This is a genomic window from Streptomyces huiliensis, assembly GCF_020037025.1.
Lineage (GTDB): Bacteria > Actinomycetota > Actinomycetes > Streptomycetales > Streptomycetaceae > Streptomyces > Streptomyces huiliensis.
In genome coordinates, this window is sequence record NZ_JAIQLH010000033.1 from 45,994 (window position 1) to 60,074 (window position 14,081).

The window sequence follows — 14,081 nt, forward strand, 5'->3', positions numbered from 1 at the left end:
CGTATGCCGGTCCGCGGCCGGGTCCTCCGCCCCGGCACCCTGTCCGTCCGCTTCGACCCGCGCTCGCTGCTCGTCTGCGCGGCCTTGACGGCCGTGGCGGTGCTCGCCGCGCTGGCGCTGCTCGGCAGCGGCGACTACCCGCTGTCGGTCGCGGACGTCGCCCGCACCCTCGCGGGCGGTGGCAGCCCGGCCGACGAGGCGATCGTCAACGAACTCCGGCTGCCGCGCGGCCTCGCCGCCCTGCTCGTCGGCGCGGCGCTCGGCCTGGCGGGGGCGGTCTTCCAGAGCATCGCCCGCAACCCGCTGGGCAGCCCGGACGTCGTGGGCTTCGGCCAGGGCTCGGCCACCGGGGCGCTCTGCGTCATCGTCGTCCTGCACGGCGACAGCACCGCCGTCGCCGTCGGCGCGGTGGCCGGCGGCCTGCTCACCGGGCTGCTGGTGTACGCGCTCGCCTGGCGCCGCGGCGTGCACGGCTACCGACTCGTCCTGGTCGGCATCGGCACGGCCGCGGTGCTCACCGCCGTCAACGGATACCTGCTCACCGAGGCGGAGTTCAGCGACGCGCAGCGGGCCGTCATGTGGCTGACCGGCTCGCTCGACGGCCGGAGCTGGGACGACGTGGGCCCGCTGGCGGTGGCCTGCGCGGTCCTGCTGCCGGTGGTCGCGGCGTACGGGCGCCGCCTGTCCACCATGGAACTCGGCGACGACGCGGCCCACGCGCTCGGCGTGCCGGTGGAGCGGACCCGCCTGGTCCTGATGGCCGCCGCCACCCTCCTCACCGCCGCCGCCACCGCCGCCGCGGGCCCGATCGGCTTCGTAGCCCTCTCCGCCCCCCAGCTCGCCCGCCGCCTCACCCGCTCCCCCGGCCCCCAACTCGCCCCCGCCGCCTGCATGGGCGCCACCCTCCTGATCGGCGCCGACTGGCTCTCCCAGCGCGCCTTCGGCTCCGACCGCCTGCCGGTGGGCGCGGTGACGGGGGTCCTGGGCGGGGCGTACCTGGTGTGGCTCCTGGTGACGGAACGCCGGGCGGGAAGAGTGTGAGCCGCAGCCCCTATCAGCCCGTCCGGCGCTTGAGGACGAGCGGCACCCCCTCCAGCCCGTCCGGCGCTTGAGGACGAGCAGCGAAGCCGCGATAAAGGGGGTCTGGGGGCGCAGCCCCCAGGAAACGGCGAAGGGGCGGGTCTGGGGCCAACCCCCCGGAACGGAACCGCGACTCAGCCCGCCCACCGGCCACCGGCCACCGGCCACCGGCCACCGGCCACCGGCCACCGGCCACCGGCCACCGGCCACCGGCCACCGGCCACCGGCCACCGGCCAGCGTCCGGGGACGGCCGCGGCGCGGCGCGGTCCCGGGTCCCGTGGACGTGCTCGGCTGCCGGCGCGACACGCCCGGCTCAGGCCGCCCGTCGGCCGTTCTCCTCGGTGTCCGCGGGGAGTTCGACGGGGTACTCCGCGCCGAAGTCGGCGGAGATGGAGACGGCCTGCCACGCCTCCGCTTCGGCGGTCTGCCGCCGCGCGTGGTCGAGGGCCATCCGGGCCGCGGTCCCGCCCAGGGGCAGGTGGGTGGGGAGGTGGTCGCGGCGGACCACGCGGACCAGGATCTCGGCGGCGCGGTCGGGGTCGCCGGCGCTCATGCCGGCCGCGCGGGCCCGGCCGTGGAAGGCGCCGACGGTCGCCTCGTACTCGGGCGGGACGTCGTGGACCGTCATGGAGGCGCCGGCCCAGTCGGTGGCGAAGCCGCTCGGCTCGACGACGAGGTAGCGGACGCCGAACGGCGCGGTCTCGGTGGCGAGGACGCGCGTGAGCCCGTCGATGGCGAACTTGGCCGCCTGGTAGGAGCCCAGGCCGGCGCTGCCGCCCACCCGGCCGCCGATGGAGGAGAACTGGACGACGGTCCCGCCGCCCTGCGCCCTCAGCAGGGGCAGTGCGGCCTTGGAGACGTTGTACACGCCCCAGAAGTTGGTCTCGAACTGACGGCGGAAGTCGTCCTCCGGCGCCGTCTCGACGGGGGCGAGGTTCGCGTAGCCGGCGTTGTTGACGATCACGTCGACGCGGCCGAAGCGGTCGCGGGCGGCGTCGAGTGCCGTCGCGGCCGCCGCGGCGTCGGTCACGTCGAGCGCGAGGGCGAGGATCCGGTCGCCGAACCGCTCGACCAGGTCGGCGAGTTGCTCGGGCTTGCGGGCGGTGGCGACGACCCGGTCGCCCGCTTCCAGGGCGGCGGTGGCGAGGGAGCGGCCGAAGCCGCGGGAGGAACCGGTGATGAACCATGTCTGGGTTGCCATGCCGCTTAGCAAAACACGGTTTCGTTATTATCGCAACCTCGTTGCGCTAACATTGGCCCCATGGTCAGCCCCAGTCAGCCCGCCCGAGCCAGAAGCCCCGAGGCCAAACGCGCCCGCGAGGCCGCGATCCTCGCCGCGGCGGCCCGGCTGGCCACGGCGAACGGCATCCGGTCGGTGACGCTGACCGACATCGCCGCCGAGGTCGGCATGCACAAGTCGGCGATGCTCCGCTACTTCGAGACCCGCGAGGAGATCTACCTCCGCCTGGCGTCCGCGGGATGGGTGGAGTGGTCGGAGGCGGTGCGCGAACGGCTCGCCGAGGCGGCACCGGCGGGGGCACCCGCCCCTCGGCCCGTCGCCGCCGCGCTCGCCGAATCACTGGTCGCCCGGCCGCTCTTCTGCGACCTGCTCGCCCACACGCCGATGAACCTCGAACGCAACGTCTCGCTGGAGAGCGTCCGCTCCTTCAAGCTGACCGCCCTCGCCGAGGTCGCGGCCGTGGGCGAGGCGCTGCGCCGGGTGGCCCCCCTGAGCCCGGAGCAGGCCGGCAACCTCGTCGCCACGGCCACGGCGATGGCCGGAGCCCTGTGGCAGATGGCCGCTCCGGGGACGGAACTGCGCCGCCTGTACGAGACGGACCCGGACCTCGGCCACGCCGTCGTCGACGTCGCCCCCCGGCTGACCGACATCCTGGACGCGATGCTCCGCGGCTACGGCGGCGAGCCCGCGTAGGCGTTCACCTCCCGCGCAGGATCCCGTCCAGGTGGCGCAGCGAGCTGACAAGGTGATCCGGCCCGAACGGCGGGAAGCGAAGGTACTCCCGGACGGACGGCGGCACCGCCGACCAGTCGTAGGTCAGCGTGACGGCGGTCCCGCCCGTACCGCCCGTACCGTGCGGCCCGAGCGGCACCAGGTCGTACCGCCACCACCAGCCCCCGAACTCCAGCCGCCCGCCGGCCTTCTCCTGCCCGGTCAGCCAGCCGATGGCGCGCGGCGGGTCGAGGACGTGGACCTGGTTGGCCACCTGATACGTGCCGTTCGGGTGATCGGGGTGGTACATGTCCATCCGGAAGACCTGCCCGATCTCGCGCAGGGGCGCCCGGTCGACGGCGGCCCGCACCCAGCCGGTGCCGTCGATCGCGGGGTGGGCCGTCGGATCGGCCAGTACGGCGAACACCGTCGCGGCGGGCGCGGCGACGTCCAGGGTGGCGCTCACGTTCTCGCGGTCCATGGCGTCCACCCTGCCACCATTCCTTACTGGCCGTCCCCTACCGGCCGTCCGCCCGCCGCGCGCCCGTACCCGTACCCGTGCCCGCGCCCGTGCCCGCCGCCGTCATGGCCAGCAGCACCAGCGCGTCGTGTTCGGGCGTGCCGGGGGCGGCCTGGTAGAGGAGGAGGCGACTGCCCTGGGCGGTGGCGAGGATCTCGTTCGCGAGAGTGACGCGGCCGATCACCGGGTGGGCGAAGGCGGTGACTCCGCCGCGTTTGACGAGCACCTCGTGCCGGTCCCACAGCTCGGCGAACTCCGGGCTCGCGACGCGCAGTTCGGCGACGAGCGCGGCGGTGGCCGCCGGGGCGGATGGCTCGACGGTGCGCAGGTGCGCCACGCAGTTGCGGGCCACCCGCTCCCAGTCGACGAAGAGCGTCCGCGCGGCCGGGTGCAGGAACGTGTAACGGACGGTGTTCCGCCGGCCCGACGGCCGGTCGTCGAGGCCGGGCATCAGCGCGAGCCCCTCCGGGTTGGCGGCCAGGACGTCGTTGAGGTCGTTCAGCACGTACGCGGGGCCGGGCCGGACCGATTCCAGCAGGAGCCGCAGCCCATGGCCGACGGGCAGCGGAACGGCGGGCCGCCGGCGCGGTGACCGTCCGGCGGCCCGGTCGGCGAGGGCGAACAGGTGGGCGTGCTCGTCGTCGGTGAGCCGCAGCGCCCGGGCCAGGGCGTCGAGGACCGCGTCGCTGGGTGCCGTCTCCCGGTCCTGTTCGATGCGGGCGTAGTAGTCGACGCTCACCCCGGCCAGCGCGGCCAGTTCCTCCCGGCGCAGGCCGGGGGCGCGCCGGGTGCCCGGACCGGTGGGCAGGCCGACGTCGGCCGGGCCGATCCGTCCGCGCCGGGACCGCAGGTATTCCGCCATGGCGTTCACGCCGCGAGTGTGCCACCGGAAGGCTGCATTCCGGGTAGCCGTGTCACACCCATGATCAGCACGGCCTTCCCCGCGTCCGCACCGGCGGCCGATGCTCGCCCCATGACTGACGCACTGATCATCGGCGGCGGCTCCGGAATGGGCCTGGCGCTGGCCCGGACCCTGCTCGCCGAACAACTGCACGTGACCATCGCCGGCCGGTCCGCCGACCGCCTCGCGGCGGCCCGCGCCGCACTGGAACCGTCCGCCGCCGGGCGGATCGACACGGTACGAGCGGACATCGGCAGGGAGGAGGACGTGGCCGGGCTCTTCGCCCACACAGGACAGGTGGAGCACGTGGTGGTCACCGCCGCGGACGTGACGGGGGCGTACGGCCGGAGCACGGACGTCTCCGCCTCGGCCGCCCGCAACGTTCTGGACGTCAAGCTGCTCGGCGCCTGGCTCGTCGGCAAGTACGCGGCCGGGCGGGTCACCGGCTCCCTCACCTACACCTCGGGGATCAACGCCTACCGGCCGAACGGCTCCAACACCATCGTGGCCGCCGCCAACGGCGCGCTCGCCTCCCTCGCGTCCGGCCTCGCGCTCGAACTGGCCCCGGTGCGGGTGAACGTCGTGTCGCCGGGCTGGGTGGACACCCCCGTCTGGGACCGGCTCGGCGAGGACACCGGCATGGACAAGCGGACGGCCTTCGCCGAGCTGGCGGAACGCCTCCCGGCCCGGCGCGTCGGAACGCCCGAGGACATCGCCCAGGCGTTCCTGTCGGTCCTGCGCAACGGGTTCGTCACCGGGACCGTGCTGCACGTGGACGGCGGCCACCGCCTGGTGTGACGGCGGGCGGCGGGAACCGCGCGCAGATCACCTCATGGGCGAGCCGCGCCGTGGCCAGCAGATCCTCGCGTCCGGCACCGAGGCGGGCGCGCACGGACAGACCGTGCACGACGGACTCGACGAGACCGGCGAGGGCCGCGGCGTCGACGGCATCGGTCTCCCCTTCCCGGACGGCCCGCTCGACGCGCTCCCGGAGGGCCCGCTCGTTCCAGGCGTGGAGTTCGGCGTAGTGGGCGCTGGTGTCGAGCGTGCTCGTGCTGTCCGTCATGGCGGCGCTGCTGAGCAGGCACCCCGGGTGGACGTCGTCGGGCTGCGTGAACTCGTGCACCGAATCGACGAGTACGCGCTCGACGACGGTCGGGAGATCCTCCTCGGCGACGGCCCGCCGGTAGATCTCCCGATACCGCTCGGCGTACGTCCGCACCGCCTCCTCGAACAGTCCGGCCTTGCTGCCGAAGGCCGCGTAGAGGCTGGAGGTGGAGAGGCCGAGGGCCGTGGTGAGGGCGCGGGTCGACGTCCCGGAGTAGCCGTACCGCCAGAAGAGGCGGGCGGCTTCGAGGAGGGCGCGGTCGCGGTCGAAGGCTCGTGGTCGTCCACGGGTGGTTCCAGACACCCTTGCATTGTAGAGCGTTTGCTCCATAATGAGTTTATGGAGCAAACGATCCAGAAAAAGGTACGCGTCGACGGCGGGGACAGCTGGGTGACGGCCGACGTCTACGGGCAGCCGGACGCCCCGGGCCTGGTCGTCATCCCGGGCGCGCTGAGCGACGCGCACGCGTGGCGGCACGTCGCGACGACCGTCACCGCCTGGCCGTCGGTGACGGTCGTCAACCGCCGGGGCCGCACCCCGTCAGGCCCCCTGACCGACACGTACTCCCTGCGAACGGAGCTTGAGGACCTCTACGCCGTCCTCGGCGAAATACCGGCCCCCCAGGCGCTGTTCGGCTGGAGCTACGGCGGCCTGATCGCCTTGCTGGCCGCCGGCGAACGCCCGTTGCGCCACGTCATCGCGTACGAGCCGGTGATACGGCCGTTCGGCGGCAACGCGCTCCCGGCCCTGAAGGCCGCCACGGACGCGGCCGACTGGGACGCCGCCCTGGAGACGGTGCTCCGGCAGGTCGCCGGCCTCGACTCGGCACAGGCCGAGACCCTCCGGGCGGACCACGCGGCCTGGGCGGCCCTCCGCCCCTTGAGCAGGCCGGCGTACGCCGAACTCGCCGCTCTCAACACGCCCCCGACACCAGACGAGTTGGCGCGGCGCGCGGCCCGAGTCGACCTGATCGTCGGCGAACGCAACGCCGGCACCGCCCCCTATGGGACGGCCTACGACGACGTACGGAAGCGCGTCCCCCACGCCGCCGCCCACACCCTCCCCGGCCAGGGCCACCTGGCCCACCTGGAGGCCCCGGCCCGACTCGCCCGCCTCCTCGACGAACTCGCGGGCGCCCGATGAGTCCCGGCACCCCGCGCTCCCCGTCGGAGTCCTGGCACCGGATCGACGCCTGGCTGGCGGCTCACGCACCGTCCGATGCCGCCCTCCTCAACCCACCGGCGGCAGAGGACGACATCCGACAGGCGGAACGCGTCCTCGGCATCCAACTCCCCGCCGACCTGGCCGAGTCCCTGCGCTGCCACAACGGCGCGAGCGCGTGGACGACCATCCTGCCGGAGCAGTCGCCGCTCACCGTGAGCGGCATCGTGGACCAGTGGCAGACCTGCATGACCATCGCGGCGGAAGAGGACGGCCTGACCACGCGCCCCTGGGACGCCCCCGCCCTCCCCAGCCGGTAGAAGCACCACCAGGGCGGTCGGCGTACCGTGGTCGTCCAAGTGCCGCTCTTCGGACGGGTTGGGGAATGGCGACGACACTCGGTGACCGGTTGCGGGAACTGCGGGCGAGGCGGGGGCTTACCCAGGAAGCCCTGGCGGAGGCCGCGTTGCTCAGCGCGGACATGGTGCGGAAGCTGGAGCAGAACCAGCGATTGACGGCCCGCATGGCCACCCTCCACAAACTCGCGCGGGCACTGGACGTCGAGACGTCCGTCCTCCTCGGAGCGCCGACCGTGCTGGAGCCTTTCGGCGGCGCCGAGCCCGCCAGCCTCCTCGCGCTCCGGCAATCGGTCGCCCCTTTGCGTGAATTCCCGGGACTCGATGGCGAATCCGAGGATCTGGAGCCGCCGACCGTGGCCCGGCTCAAGGACCGCATCCGCAGCACCGAACGGATCCGGCGCCTGGGCGAGCTCACGAAGATCACGGCGCTGCTGCCGGCGCTGTTGGCGGACGCGCGCACCGCCGCCCGCGCGCACACCGGAGAAGACCGCGCGGCCTCCTACGCAGTGCTCGCCGAGGCGTACCAGGTCGCCGCAACGACGCTGACGGCGTTCGGCAAGGAGGACGCCGCCTACACGGCCCTGGAGCGGTCCCTGACGGCCGCCCGGCAGTCCGACGACCCCCGGCTGGAGATCATCGGCGTGTCCACACTCTCCTGGATCTTCTCCAAGCAGGGGCGGGTGGCGGACGCCGAGCAGGTGGCCGTGCGGATGGCGGAACGTATCGAGCCCGGGTTCCGGTCGGAGCCCGTGGACCTCTCCCTGTGGGGGATCCTGCTGCTGCGCGGCGCCAGTGCCGCGATCCGGGGTGACCGCGCCGACACCGCCGAAGACCTGCTCTCCCTGGCCGCCGCCGCTGCCGCGCGCATCGGGACGGACCGGCTCGACTACGCCACTCCCTTCGGACCGACGAACGCCGGGGTGGCCACCGTCAACGCCTACGTCGACCTGGGGAAACCGGACAAGGCCCTCCAGCACGCGCGAAGCATCCCCGGCCTGGCCGGCCTCCCACCGACCTGGCTGGCACGGCACTACGTGGACCGCGCCCTCGCCCACGCCGAGTTGCGCCAGAACGCCGGGGCCACGAGGAATTTGCTCGCCGCCGAACGCACGGCACCCGAGTGGATGCGGTATCACGCCACGGCCCGGCACCTCGTCGCCGAGCTGAGGGAACGCGAGCTCCGGCGCAGCTCCCCGATCAGGGACCTGGCGATCCGTTTGCAGGTCGAAGGCTAGGCGGCGCGAGGTAGGGCACGGCGTCCCAGCGAGCCCACCGGCTCGCCCGCCCTGTCCCTGGGCCCGGACGGCGCGGTGCCGGACGGTGGTTCCACACAGCCACCGAACGACAGGAGGCCCCATGCCTGGCCGCCGCGCAGCGAATCCGCAAACGCCGGATGACGGCACTGTTCCTCGCCGATGAGGGTCTCGTGCACGCACCCGGCAGACGGCTGGACGGCCGGCGGCGGCATGCTGACGTGCGCCGGTTGCGGAGTCCGTCGCGTCGAGGACTACACGGCGCTCGGTCCGGCGGTGGACCCCCCTGATTTCGGACCGGCACCGCACGGCCCGGTGGTCACCGCCCTGGGCGTCATGCACTTACGAGACCATCCGCAACCGGCCGACAACCGGGACGAAGGAGGCGCCGGGCAGAGCCCTCCGCCGCCCGAAACCACACCCTCCCGCAGAAGAGAAGAGGAGCACGATGACTCCAGCCATGCCGCCCGCACCGGTCTCGGGACCGGAGTCGGTACCCCGTGTCCGGGCCCTGCTCGGTGACGCGTTCGACAGCGTTCGCGCCACCGTCGCGGACAACAACCCGGACATCTCCTACAAAGTGCGCGGCCACATCGTGGACGAGGCAGTGAAGTTCGTGGCCACCGCGGCACGATTCCCGCAGTGGTGCGTCGTGCCGTCCAGGTCGTGGACGTGAGCTGGCACGCACTGTCATTACCCCAAGCGCCCTGGCTGAAGCCCGTAGCCTTCCCCAGGAAGGCGGGAACAGCCGGAACAGCTCGACCGAAGGGAACGCAGAGCCATGGAATGGACCGATTCCCAGGTACGCGGATTTCGTCGAAGCGATGCGCAGCGCCCAACTCCGCGCCGAGGAGCGGGGTGCCGGTACCGACCATCCGGTGAGGGGATTCATCGTCACCCGTGAGGAGTACGAGAGCCGAGGGTGAGCGGGGTGCCCCCCCGGCCGTACGTCAGGGGGGAGCCGGGGTGGCCAGGCGCTCCCCAGCCACCCCCGGCGACCGCGGGAAGGCCGCGGGACGGTCTTGTCACCTTCCCTCGATGGGGCTCGTCATAGGGGCGAGGGCCGCGTGCGAGCGGTCGTCGTGCCGACCGAGTGAATCGAGAACCGGATGCTGACCACCATCACGTACGTGACGGTCTACGTCACCGATCAGGACCGCGCGCTGGAGTTCTACGCCGGGGGGCTGGGCCTGGAGAAGCGGGTCGACTTTCCGGGGCCCGACGGGCGTTTCCTCACCGTCGGTGTGCCGGGCAGCCCGGTGGAGATCATCCTGTGGTCGCACGCGGCGGCCGCCGGGCAGCCGGGTGACGCGGGGCGGTACGCCTCGCCCGGGCCGCTGATCCTCGAGTCCGACGATCTGCGGAAGGATGTCGAGGTCCTGCGCCGGCGCGGCGTCATATTCGAGCAGCCGGAGCCCGAGGACTACCCGTTCGGGGTGCGCATCGAGGCGGTGGACCCGGACGGCAACCGGGTCTCGCTCCGTGAGCGGCGAAAGGCGTGACCGCGCACCCGTCCGCCCTCGTGGCCGAGGCGTTCGAAGCGCAGCGCGACCGGCTGCGCGCCGTCGCGTACCGCGTGCTGGGCTCGCACGCCGACGCCGAGGACGTGGTCCAGGAGACCTGGGTGCGCCTCGCCCGCCAGAACGGGGCGGCCATCGGCAACCTGGCGGGCTGGCTGACCACCGTGGTCGGCCGCATCAGCCTGGACCTCCTGAGATCCCGTCAAGCGCGCCCCAGGAGGCCGCGGACCTCGTGGTGACGCCCGTCGCGCCCGCCGCAAGGTCCGGTCCGTGGACCGGCCGGCGGGCCTCGGCCGCGAGCATCGGGAGGCGGTCCGGACGTTCCATGCGGCGGCCCGGGGCGGCGACTTCGAAGCGCTGCTAGCAACGGGGCGTCCGGTTCCCAAGGCGCTGACGGCGCGAACGGTTACGTGGTGATCACCTGGTAACCCGCCGCTGTTCGCGATAGACGGCACACCGCAAGCGCCGGAAGAGGCCGATGCCCCGGGCCGGTGGCCATCTCCCCCACGCCGGCTACACCCCCGTGACGGAGCAGGTGAATGCCACCTTGTGGTGAACGGCCCCGGCAGCCGCGCACCCCGCGGGCCCGGCCGGCAGCCTGCTGCCGCCCGGAGCAGCCGTCGGTGCCAGGGTCGTCGGTGTGGGCGAGCGCGGTGCCCGGGGGGAGGGCGTCGCGAACGGCAACGAAGGCGGCCGTCGACGGCGACGCCTCAGTGGTCAAGCAACCGATCACGCGAATGCTGCCAAATATGGAACGTTTCCAATGACGCTCCCCGCCAGCTCTCCGGCCGTCTGGAGGCCGAACGGCTCAAGGCCACCCACCAGGCCCTGGTGGTCCGAGGGGCCGGGGACGCGCTCGCCGCCGTGGGAACCGCCGCCACCTGGGCCGTGCTCGCAGCTCTGGTGGCCACCGGCCGCATGGAGCTCGCGATCGCGTCCACCGCGGCCCTGGCGGTGCGGACCTCCGGGGCCGCGCTCACCACGACGGTGCGGGCCGGGGCCCGGCTGTTCCGCACTTCGCCGTCCCTGGATGACTGGGCGCGCTTCCTCATGGTGGCCCAGGCGTGGACGACCCGCCGCGGCACCGCCGCCATTGCTCCGGACGGGCCGCAGGTCATCACGGCCGAGGGCATCTGCTTCGCCTACCCGCGAGCGCGCCCGCGCTCGACGGCATCGACCTGGAGCTCGGGTGCGGCGAGGCCATCGCCCTGGTCGGCGAGAACGGCGCCGGCAAAAGCACCCTCGCCCGCATCTTGACCGGCCTCTTCCTCCCCACCAGCGGGTCGGTGCGGTGGGACGGCATCGACCTGGCGGACGCCGACCCGGCTTCGGTGCTCGCCCACGTCGCACTCGTCCCGCAGGACTACACGCGCTGGCCGCTGGCCGCCCGCGACAACATCACCCTCGGTCAACCCCGCCCCGAAAGCGACACCGCCGTACACGCCGCCGCCGAGGCCGCCGGCGCCGACAGCGTCATCACCGCCCTGCCCCACAGCCTGGACACCTCGCTGGCCCGCTCCGGGTGGGGCGGACACGACCTCTCCCGCGGACAGTGGCAGCGCATCGCCGTCGCCCGCACCTTCCACCGCAACGCCCCCGTCCTGGTGATGGACGAACCGACCGCCGCGCTCGACGCCCGCGCCGAACACCGGATCTACACCCACCTCAAGACCCTCGCCACGGGCCGGACCACGATCTTCATCGCCCACCGTCTGGCCAACACCCGCCCCGCCCACCGGATCGTCGTCCTCGACCAGGGCCGGATCTCCGAGATGGGCGCCTACGACGAGCTGATCGAACAGGCCGGCAGCTTCTTCGGGATGCTCAAGCTCCAGGAGGACCGCGCCTGATCCGGCCCTGCCACCGCAGGCGCGAGGCTGACACCGGACGGGCGGCCCTCAGTGGCTTGGCGGCGGAGGAGCGCAGTACCGCCCGGGCGTCGGCGGCGTGGTGGCGGCCGGGATCGGCGTCAGCCCGCGGACGTCGCGGACGGCCTCGCCCTGCCCCCAGATCCGGACGCTCCTGGTCAGCGTCACCTGGCAACGAGATACGAGGTCGCCAGCGAACGCAGCGTGGGGACCGGGACAGCGTGGGCACTCGCGTTCGGGCATCACGGCCTCCTTGCTTAATCTCCAGGCGGTGGCGGATGCCTCGGCATCAGGCTTCCCAACCCGGGGCCCGGAGTTCAGAAACAGGATTCAGGGATGCATCGGTGTTGTAGTGCGATCCCCCGTTTTCCAAGCAGCGGACCAATCCCCTGGCATCCATGCACGATGCGCAATTCATCATGCATAGAACGCACTTAACCTTTTGCGCGTCACCTGGATAGGTTTGCGTCGAGCCGAAGAGATTCACTCTAAGCGGAGGGGCACTGTGACCTCGTTCATCCTCGGGAAGGTCGACTTCGATGAGGTCCGGCTGGCGGCCGATGTGGCGGCTCTCCGGGACCTGGAGAAGGGAAAGGAGGCATATGACGAGTTCACCAGCGGGTTCTGGAAGAATGTCCCGTTGTGGAACGAGTCGGGCGACGCGCGCGACGGGATGTTCAAGGATGTCGACTCCCCGGCAAAGCCCACCGAGCACACGGCGGCCGTTCCGTACCTCACCGAGGTGATCGGCGAGACCTTCGCCGTCGAACACCTCACGATGGTGCGGGGCCGGGACATCGTGGACGCGTCGATGATGCCACACAAGGACTTTCTGGAGCTGGACGGGAAAGCGACGGACCAGTTCCGGGTGCTGATGGTGCTGGAGGACAACGAGGCGACCTTCAACTCCGATGAGGAGAAGGTGTTCCGGATGCGCAAGGGTGAGGTGTGGTTCCTTGACGCCGCCGGCGTGCATTGCGCGGCGAACTTCTCCGCCGACAGCCGGGTCTCGCTCTGCCTGGACTTCTCCTTCGACAAGCCATTCGTGCCGGCCGACGTCTTCGCCTCGTCGGATCGGTACATCCCCGGTCTGGAACCGCTGTTGATCAAAAGGAAGCCGTTGCCGGACGGCTTCGCCGTGGACATGCGGCGCATCGCCGCCGCCTGCACCCGGCACAACTTCCGGGACATCGCGTTCGGGCTCGCGAAGCTGCACTTCACCTACGATGTCCCGGCTGCTGACTGCTACGAATGGCTCGTCGAGATAGCGGAGTGCACCGACGACGCGGCGATAGTGGCGAAGGCGGAGCGGGCGAAGGACTTCTACGTCGTGGACCGCGCGATGCACGAGAGGTTCTCCTTCACCGCTTGGTGATCTACCGCAAGTCCTTGAGGGCGAGGAGAGGGAGTTGACCGTGAGCGGTGGCCGGGAGAGTACTCGGGACGTGCGGCGTGAGCAGTTGCCGGATGGCTCTGCCGCCTCGCGGGGACGGCGCGCGCTTCCCCCGCTGGAGATTGCCCTGCTCGCCCTCGCGGTTCTTGGTATTTCTCTCTCCGCGCCACTGGCCACCTACGCGGCGGCGCCCGCGCTGGCCATCGCGTTCTGGCGCAATGTGATGGCCAGTGCGGTCCTGGTGCCCCGCGTCGTTGCCAGCCGTGGGCGGCGGCCCGGCAAGACCGATCTGGCGTTGTCCGGGCTGGCCGGGCTGTTCCTGGCCGTGCACTTCGGAACATGGATCCCGAGTCTGCGGATGACATCAGTGGCGGCATCGACTGCCCTGGTGTGCACGGCTCCCCTATGGACGGGCGTGATCGCCAAGGCGCGGGGGCGGTCCGTCCCCGCGGCGGCCTGGGGTGGCATGCTGCTCGCCCTGGTGGGTGTGGTGGTCGTGAGTAGTGTCGACTTCGGCTCCTCCTCGCGCGCCATGCTCGGCGATGGGCTCGCCCTGGTGGGCGGGGCGTGTATGGCTGCGTATCTCACCGTAGGGGAGTGCGTCCGCAAGCGGGTCAACACCGCCACTTATACGGCTGTTTGCTACGGCACGGCTGCGGCGATCCTGCTCGTCGTCTGCTTGGCAACCGGCAGTGAACTGATCAATTTCGGTGCCCGGACGTGGGCCGCCTTGGTCGGGCTCACCATTGCAGGGCAACTCGTGGGCCATTCCCTGCTCAACCGCTCCCTCAGCGTGGTGAGCGGATCGACGGCCGCAGTGGTCTCCCTACTCGAGGTTCCCGGCGCGGCGTTCCTCGCGGCCGTCCTGCTCGGTCAGGCCCCGGCTCCGCTGGTGTACGTTGGCGTCGCCGTAACGCTCGCCGGCGTGTGCGTCGTGATCCGGGCCGAGTCGAGGGCAAAATAACC

At 72.2% G+C, this 14,081-nt stretch carries 18 protein-coding genes and 1 pseudogene; 14 read left to right on the plus strand and 5 right to left on the minus strand.

Annotation, left to right across the window (positions count from 1 at the left end):
* The first annotated feature begins 3 nt into the window (after positions 1-3).
* On the plus strand, positions 4-1,041 hold the full coding sequence (locus tag JNW98_RS07560) for a FecCD family ABC transporter permease (RefSeq protein WP_223767355.1): 1,038 nt from the start codon (positions 4-6) through the stop codon (positions 1,039-1,041).
* A gap of 353 nt (positions 1,042-1,394) precedes the next feature.
* Here the strand turns inward: JNW98_RS07560 and JNW98_RS07565 are convergent, their stop codons facing one another.
* The gene (locus JNW98_RS07565; RefSeq protein WP_223767313.1) at positions 1,395-2,282 is read right to left on the minus strand and encodes an SDR family NAD(P)-dependent oxidoreductase; all 888 of its coding nucleotides are present in this window, start codon (positions 2,280-2,282) and stop codon (positions 1,395-1,397) included.
* Between the two features lie 60 nt (positions 2,283-2,342).
* Between JNW98_RS07565 and JNW98_RS07570 the strand changes: the two genes are divergently transcribed.
* Positions 2,343-3,014 carry a TetR/AcrR family transcriptional regulator gene (locus JNW98_RS07570; RefSeq protein ID WP_223767314.1) on the plus strand — a complete coding sequence of 224 codons (672 nt, stop codon included), beginning with the start codon at positions 2,343-2,345 and terminating at the stop codon, positions 3,012-3,014.
* Positions 3,015-3,018: 4 nt separating this feature from the next.
* Here the strand turns inward: JNW98_RS07570 and JNW98_RS07575 are convergent, their stop codons facing one another.
* Both JNW98_RS07575 and JNW98_RS07580 read right to left on the minus strand, forming a co-directional pair.
* Entirely contained in the window at positions 3,019-3,513 is a 495-nt protein-coding gene (locus JNW98_RS07575) for an SRPBCC family protein (protein WP_223767315.1), read from the minus strand.
* Positions 3,514-3,550: 37 nt separating this feature from the next.
* Positions 3,551-4,414: a helix-turn-helix domain-containing protein gene (locus tag JNW98_RS07580; protein ID WP_223767356.1), complete on the minus strand. Its 864-nt coding sequence runs from the start codon at positions 4,412-4,414 to the stop codon at positions 3,551-3,553.
* A 111-nt stretch (positions 4,415-4,525) separates the two neighbouring features.
* Between JNW98_RS07580 and JNW98_RS07585 the strand changes: the two genes are divergently transcribed.
* Complete coding sequence (locus JNW98_RS07585; RefSeq protein ID WP_223767316.1) at positions 4,526-5,251, plus strand: SDR family oxidoreductase; 726 nt, start codon at positions 4,526-4,528, stop codon at positions 5,249-5,251.
* On the opposite strand, the gene JNW98_RS07590 is transcribed toward JNW98_RS07585, so the two are convergent.
* Positions 5,205-5,864: a TetR/AcrR family transcriptional regulator gene (locus JNW98_RS07590; RefSeq protein WP_223767317.1), complete on the minus strand. Its 660-nt coding sequence runs from the start codon at positions 5,862-5,864 to the stop codon at positions 5,205-5,207. The genes JNW98_RS07585 and JNW98_RS07590 overlap by 47 nt on opposite strands.
* A gap of 36 nt (positions 5,865-5,900) precedes the next feature.
* Between JNW98_RS07590 and JNW98_RS07595 the strand changes: the two genes are divergently transcribed.
* The 9 genes and pseudogenes from JNW98_RS07595 to JNW98_RS07635 all read left to right on the plus strand — a co-directional run bounded on the left by JNW98_RS07595 (position 5,901) and on the right by JNW98_RS07635 (position 11,704).
* Positions 5,901-6,704 carry an alpha/beta fold hydrolase gene (locus tag JNW98_RS07595; protein WP_223767318.1) on the plus strand — a complete coding sequence of 268 codons (804 nt, stop codon included), beginning with the start codon at positions 5,901-5,903 and terminating at the stop codon, positions 6,702-6,704.
* Positions 6,701-7,042: an SMI1/KNR4 family protein gene (locus JNW98_RS07600; RefSeq protein ID WP_223767319.1), complete on the plus strand. Its 342-nt coding sequence runs from the start codon at positions 6,701-6,703 to the stop codon at positions 7,040-7,042. Before JNW98_RS07595 ends, JNW98_RS07600 begins: the two co-directional genes overlap by 4 nt.
* A 65-nt stretch (positions 7,043-7,107) precedes the next feature.
* Positions 7,108-8,316: a helix-turn-helix domain-containing protein gene (locus JNW98_RS07605; RefSeq protein WP_223767320.1), complete on the plus strand. Its 1,209-nt coding sequence runs from the start codon at positions 7,108-7,110 to the stop codon at positions 8,314-8,316.
* A gap of 180 nt (positions 8,317-8,496) precedes the next feature.
* Positions 8,497-8,856: a DUF6255 family natural product biosynthesis protein gene (locus tag JNW98_RS36840; RefSeq protein WP_223767321.1), complete on the plus strand. Its 360-nt coding sequence runs from the start codon at positions 8,497-8,499 to the stop codon at positions 8,854-8,856.
* Positions 8,783-9,010: a hypothetical protein gene (locus JNW98_RS07615; protein WP_223767361.1), complete on the plus strand. Its 228-nt coding sequence runs from the start codon at positions 8,783-8,785 to the stop codon at positions 9,008-9,010. The genes JNW98_RS36840 and JNW98_RS07615 overlap by 74 nt, the downstream gene beginning before the upstream one ends.
* 433 nt (positions 9,011-9,443) lie before the next feature.
* Positions 9,444-9,836 carry a VOC family protein gene (locus JNW98_RS07620; protein ID WP_223767322.1) on the plus strand — a complete coding sequence of 131 codons (393 nt, stop codon included), beginning with the start codon at positions 9,444-9,446 and terminating at the stop codon, positions 9,834-9,836.
* Positions 9,833-10,241 (plus strand): annotated as a pseudogene (locus JNW98_RS07625) (sigma factor); the annotation flags it as partial. The gene JNW98_RS07620 and the pseudogene JNW98_RS07625, both read left to right, overlap by 4 nt.
* Positions 10,242-10,685: 444 nt before the next feature.
* The gene (locus JNW98_RS07630; protein WP_223767362.1) at positions 10,686-11,111 is read left to right on the plus strand and encodes a hypothetical protein; all 426 of its coding nucleotides are present in this window, start codon (positions 10,686-10,688) and stop codon (positions 11,109-11,111) included.
* Complete coding sequence (locus JNW98_RS07635) at positions 11,063-11,704, plus strand: ATP-binding cassette domain-containing protein (RefSeq protein ID WP_263420534.1); 642 nt, start codon at positions 11,063-11,065, stop codon at positions 11,702-11,704. The genes JNW98_RS07630 and JNW98_RS07635 overlap by 49 nt, the downstream gene beginning before the upstream one ends.
* A 48-nt stretch (positions 11,705-11,752) precedes the next feature.
* Here the strand turns inward: JNW98_RS07635 and JNW98_RS07640 are convergent, their stop codons facing one another.
* Entirely contained in the window at positions 11,753-11,890 is a 138-nt protein-coding gene (locus JNW98_RS07640; protein ID WP_223767323.1) for a hypothetical protein, read from the minus strand.
* Between the two features lie 337 nt (positions 11,891-12,227).
* On the opposite strand from JNW98_RS07640, the gene JNW98_RS07645 reads away from it, so the two are divergent.
* Positions 12,228-13,097, plus strand: coding sequence for an aspartyl/asparaginyl beta-hydroxylase domain-containing protein (locus JNW98_RS07645; RefSeq protein WP_223767324.1), 870 nt, complete (start codon positions 12,228-12,230; stop codon positions 13,095-13,097).
* Positions 13,098-13,137: 40 nt separating this feature from the next.
* Positions 13,138-14,079, plus strand: coding sequence for a DMT family transporter (locus JNW98_RS07650; protein ID WP_223767358.1), 942 nt, complete (start codon positions 13,138-13,140; stop codon positions 14,077-14,079).
* The last annotated feature ends 2 nt before the right edge of the window (positions 14,080-14,081 follow it).

Coding starts and splice junctions, on each gene's coding strand:
- JNW98_RS07560 (WP_223767355.1), top strand. CDS start 4: ATGCCGGTCCGCGGCCGGGTCCTCCGCCCCGGCACCCTGTCCGTCCGC.
- JNW98_RS07565 (WP_223767313.1), bottom strand. CDS start 2,282: ATGGCAACCCAGACATGGTTCATCACCGGTTCCTCCCGCGGCTTCGGC.
- JNW98_RS07570 (WP_223767314.1), top strand. CDS start 2,343: ATGGTCAGCCCCAGTCAGCCCGCCCGAGCCAGAAGCCCCGAGGCCAAA.
- JNW98_RS07575 (WP_223767315.1), bottom strand. CDS start 3,513: ATGGACCGCGAGAACGTGAGCGCCACCCTGGACGTCGCCGCGCCCGCC.
- JNW98_RS07580 (WP_223767356.1), bottom strand. CDS start 4,414: ATGGCGGAATACCTGCGGTCCCGGCGCGGACGGATCGGCCCGGCCGAC.
- JNW98_RS07585 (WP_223767316.1), top strand. CDS start 4,526: ATGACTGACGCACTGATCATCGGCGGCGGCTCCGGAATGGGCCTGGCG.
- JNW98_RS07595 (WP_223767318.1), top strand. CDS start 5,901: ATGGAGCAAACGATCCAGAAAAAGGTACGCGTCGACGGCGGGGACAGC.
- JNW98_RS07600 (WP_223767319.1), top strand. CDS start 6,701: ATGAGTCCCGGCACCCCGCGCTCCCCGTCGGAGTCCTGGCACCGGATC.
- JNW98_RS07605 (WP_223767320.1), top strand. CDS start 7,108: ATGGCGACGACACTCGGTGACCGGTTGCGGGAACTGCGGGCGAGGCGG.
- JNW98_RS36840 (WP_223767321.1), top strand. CDS start 8,497: ATGAGGGTCTCGTGCACGCACCCGGCAGACGGCTGGACGGCCGGCGGC.
- JNW98_RS07615 (WP_223767361.1), top strand. CDS start 8,783: ATGACTCCAGCCATGCCGCCCGCACCGGTCTCGGGACCGGAGTCGGTA.
- JNW98_RS07620 (WP_223767322.1), top strand. CDS start 9,444: ATGCTGACCACCATCACGTACGTGACGGTCTACGTCACCGATCAGGAC.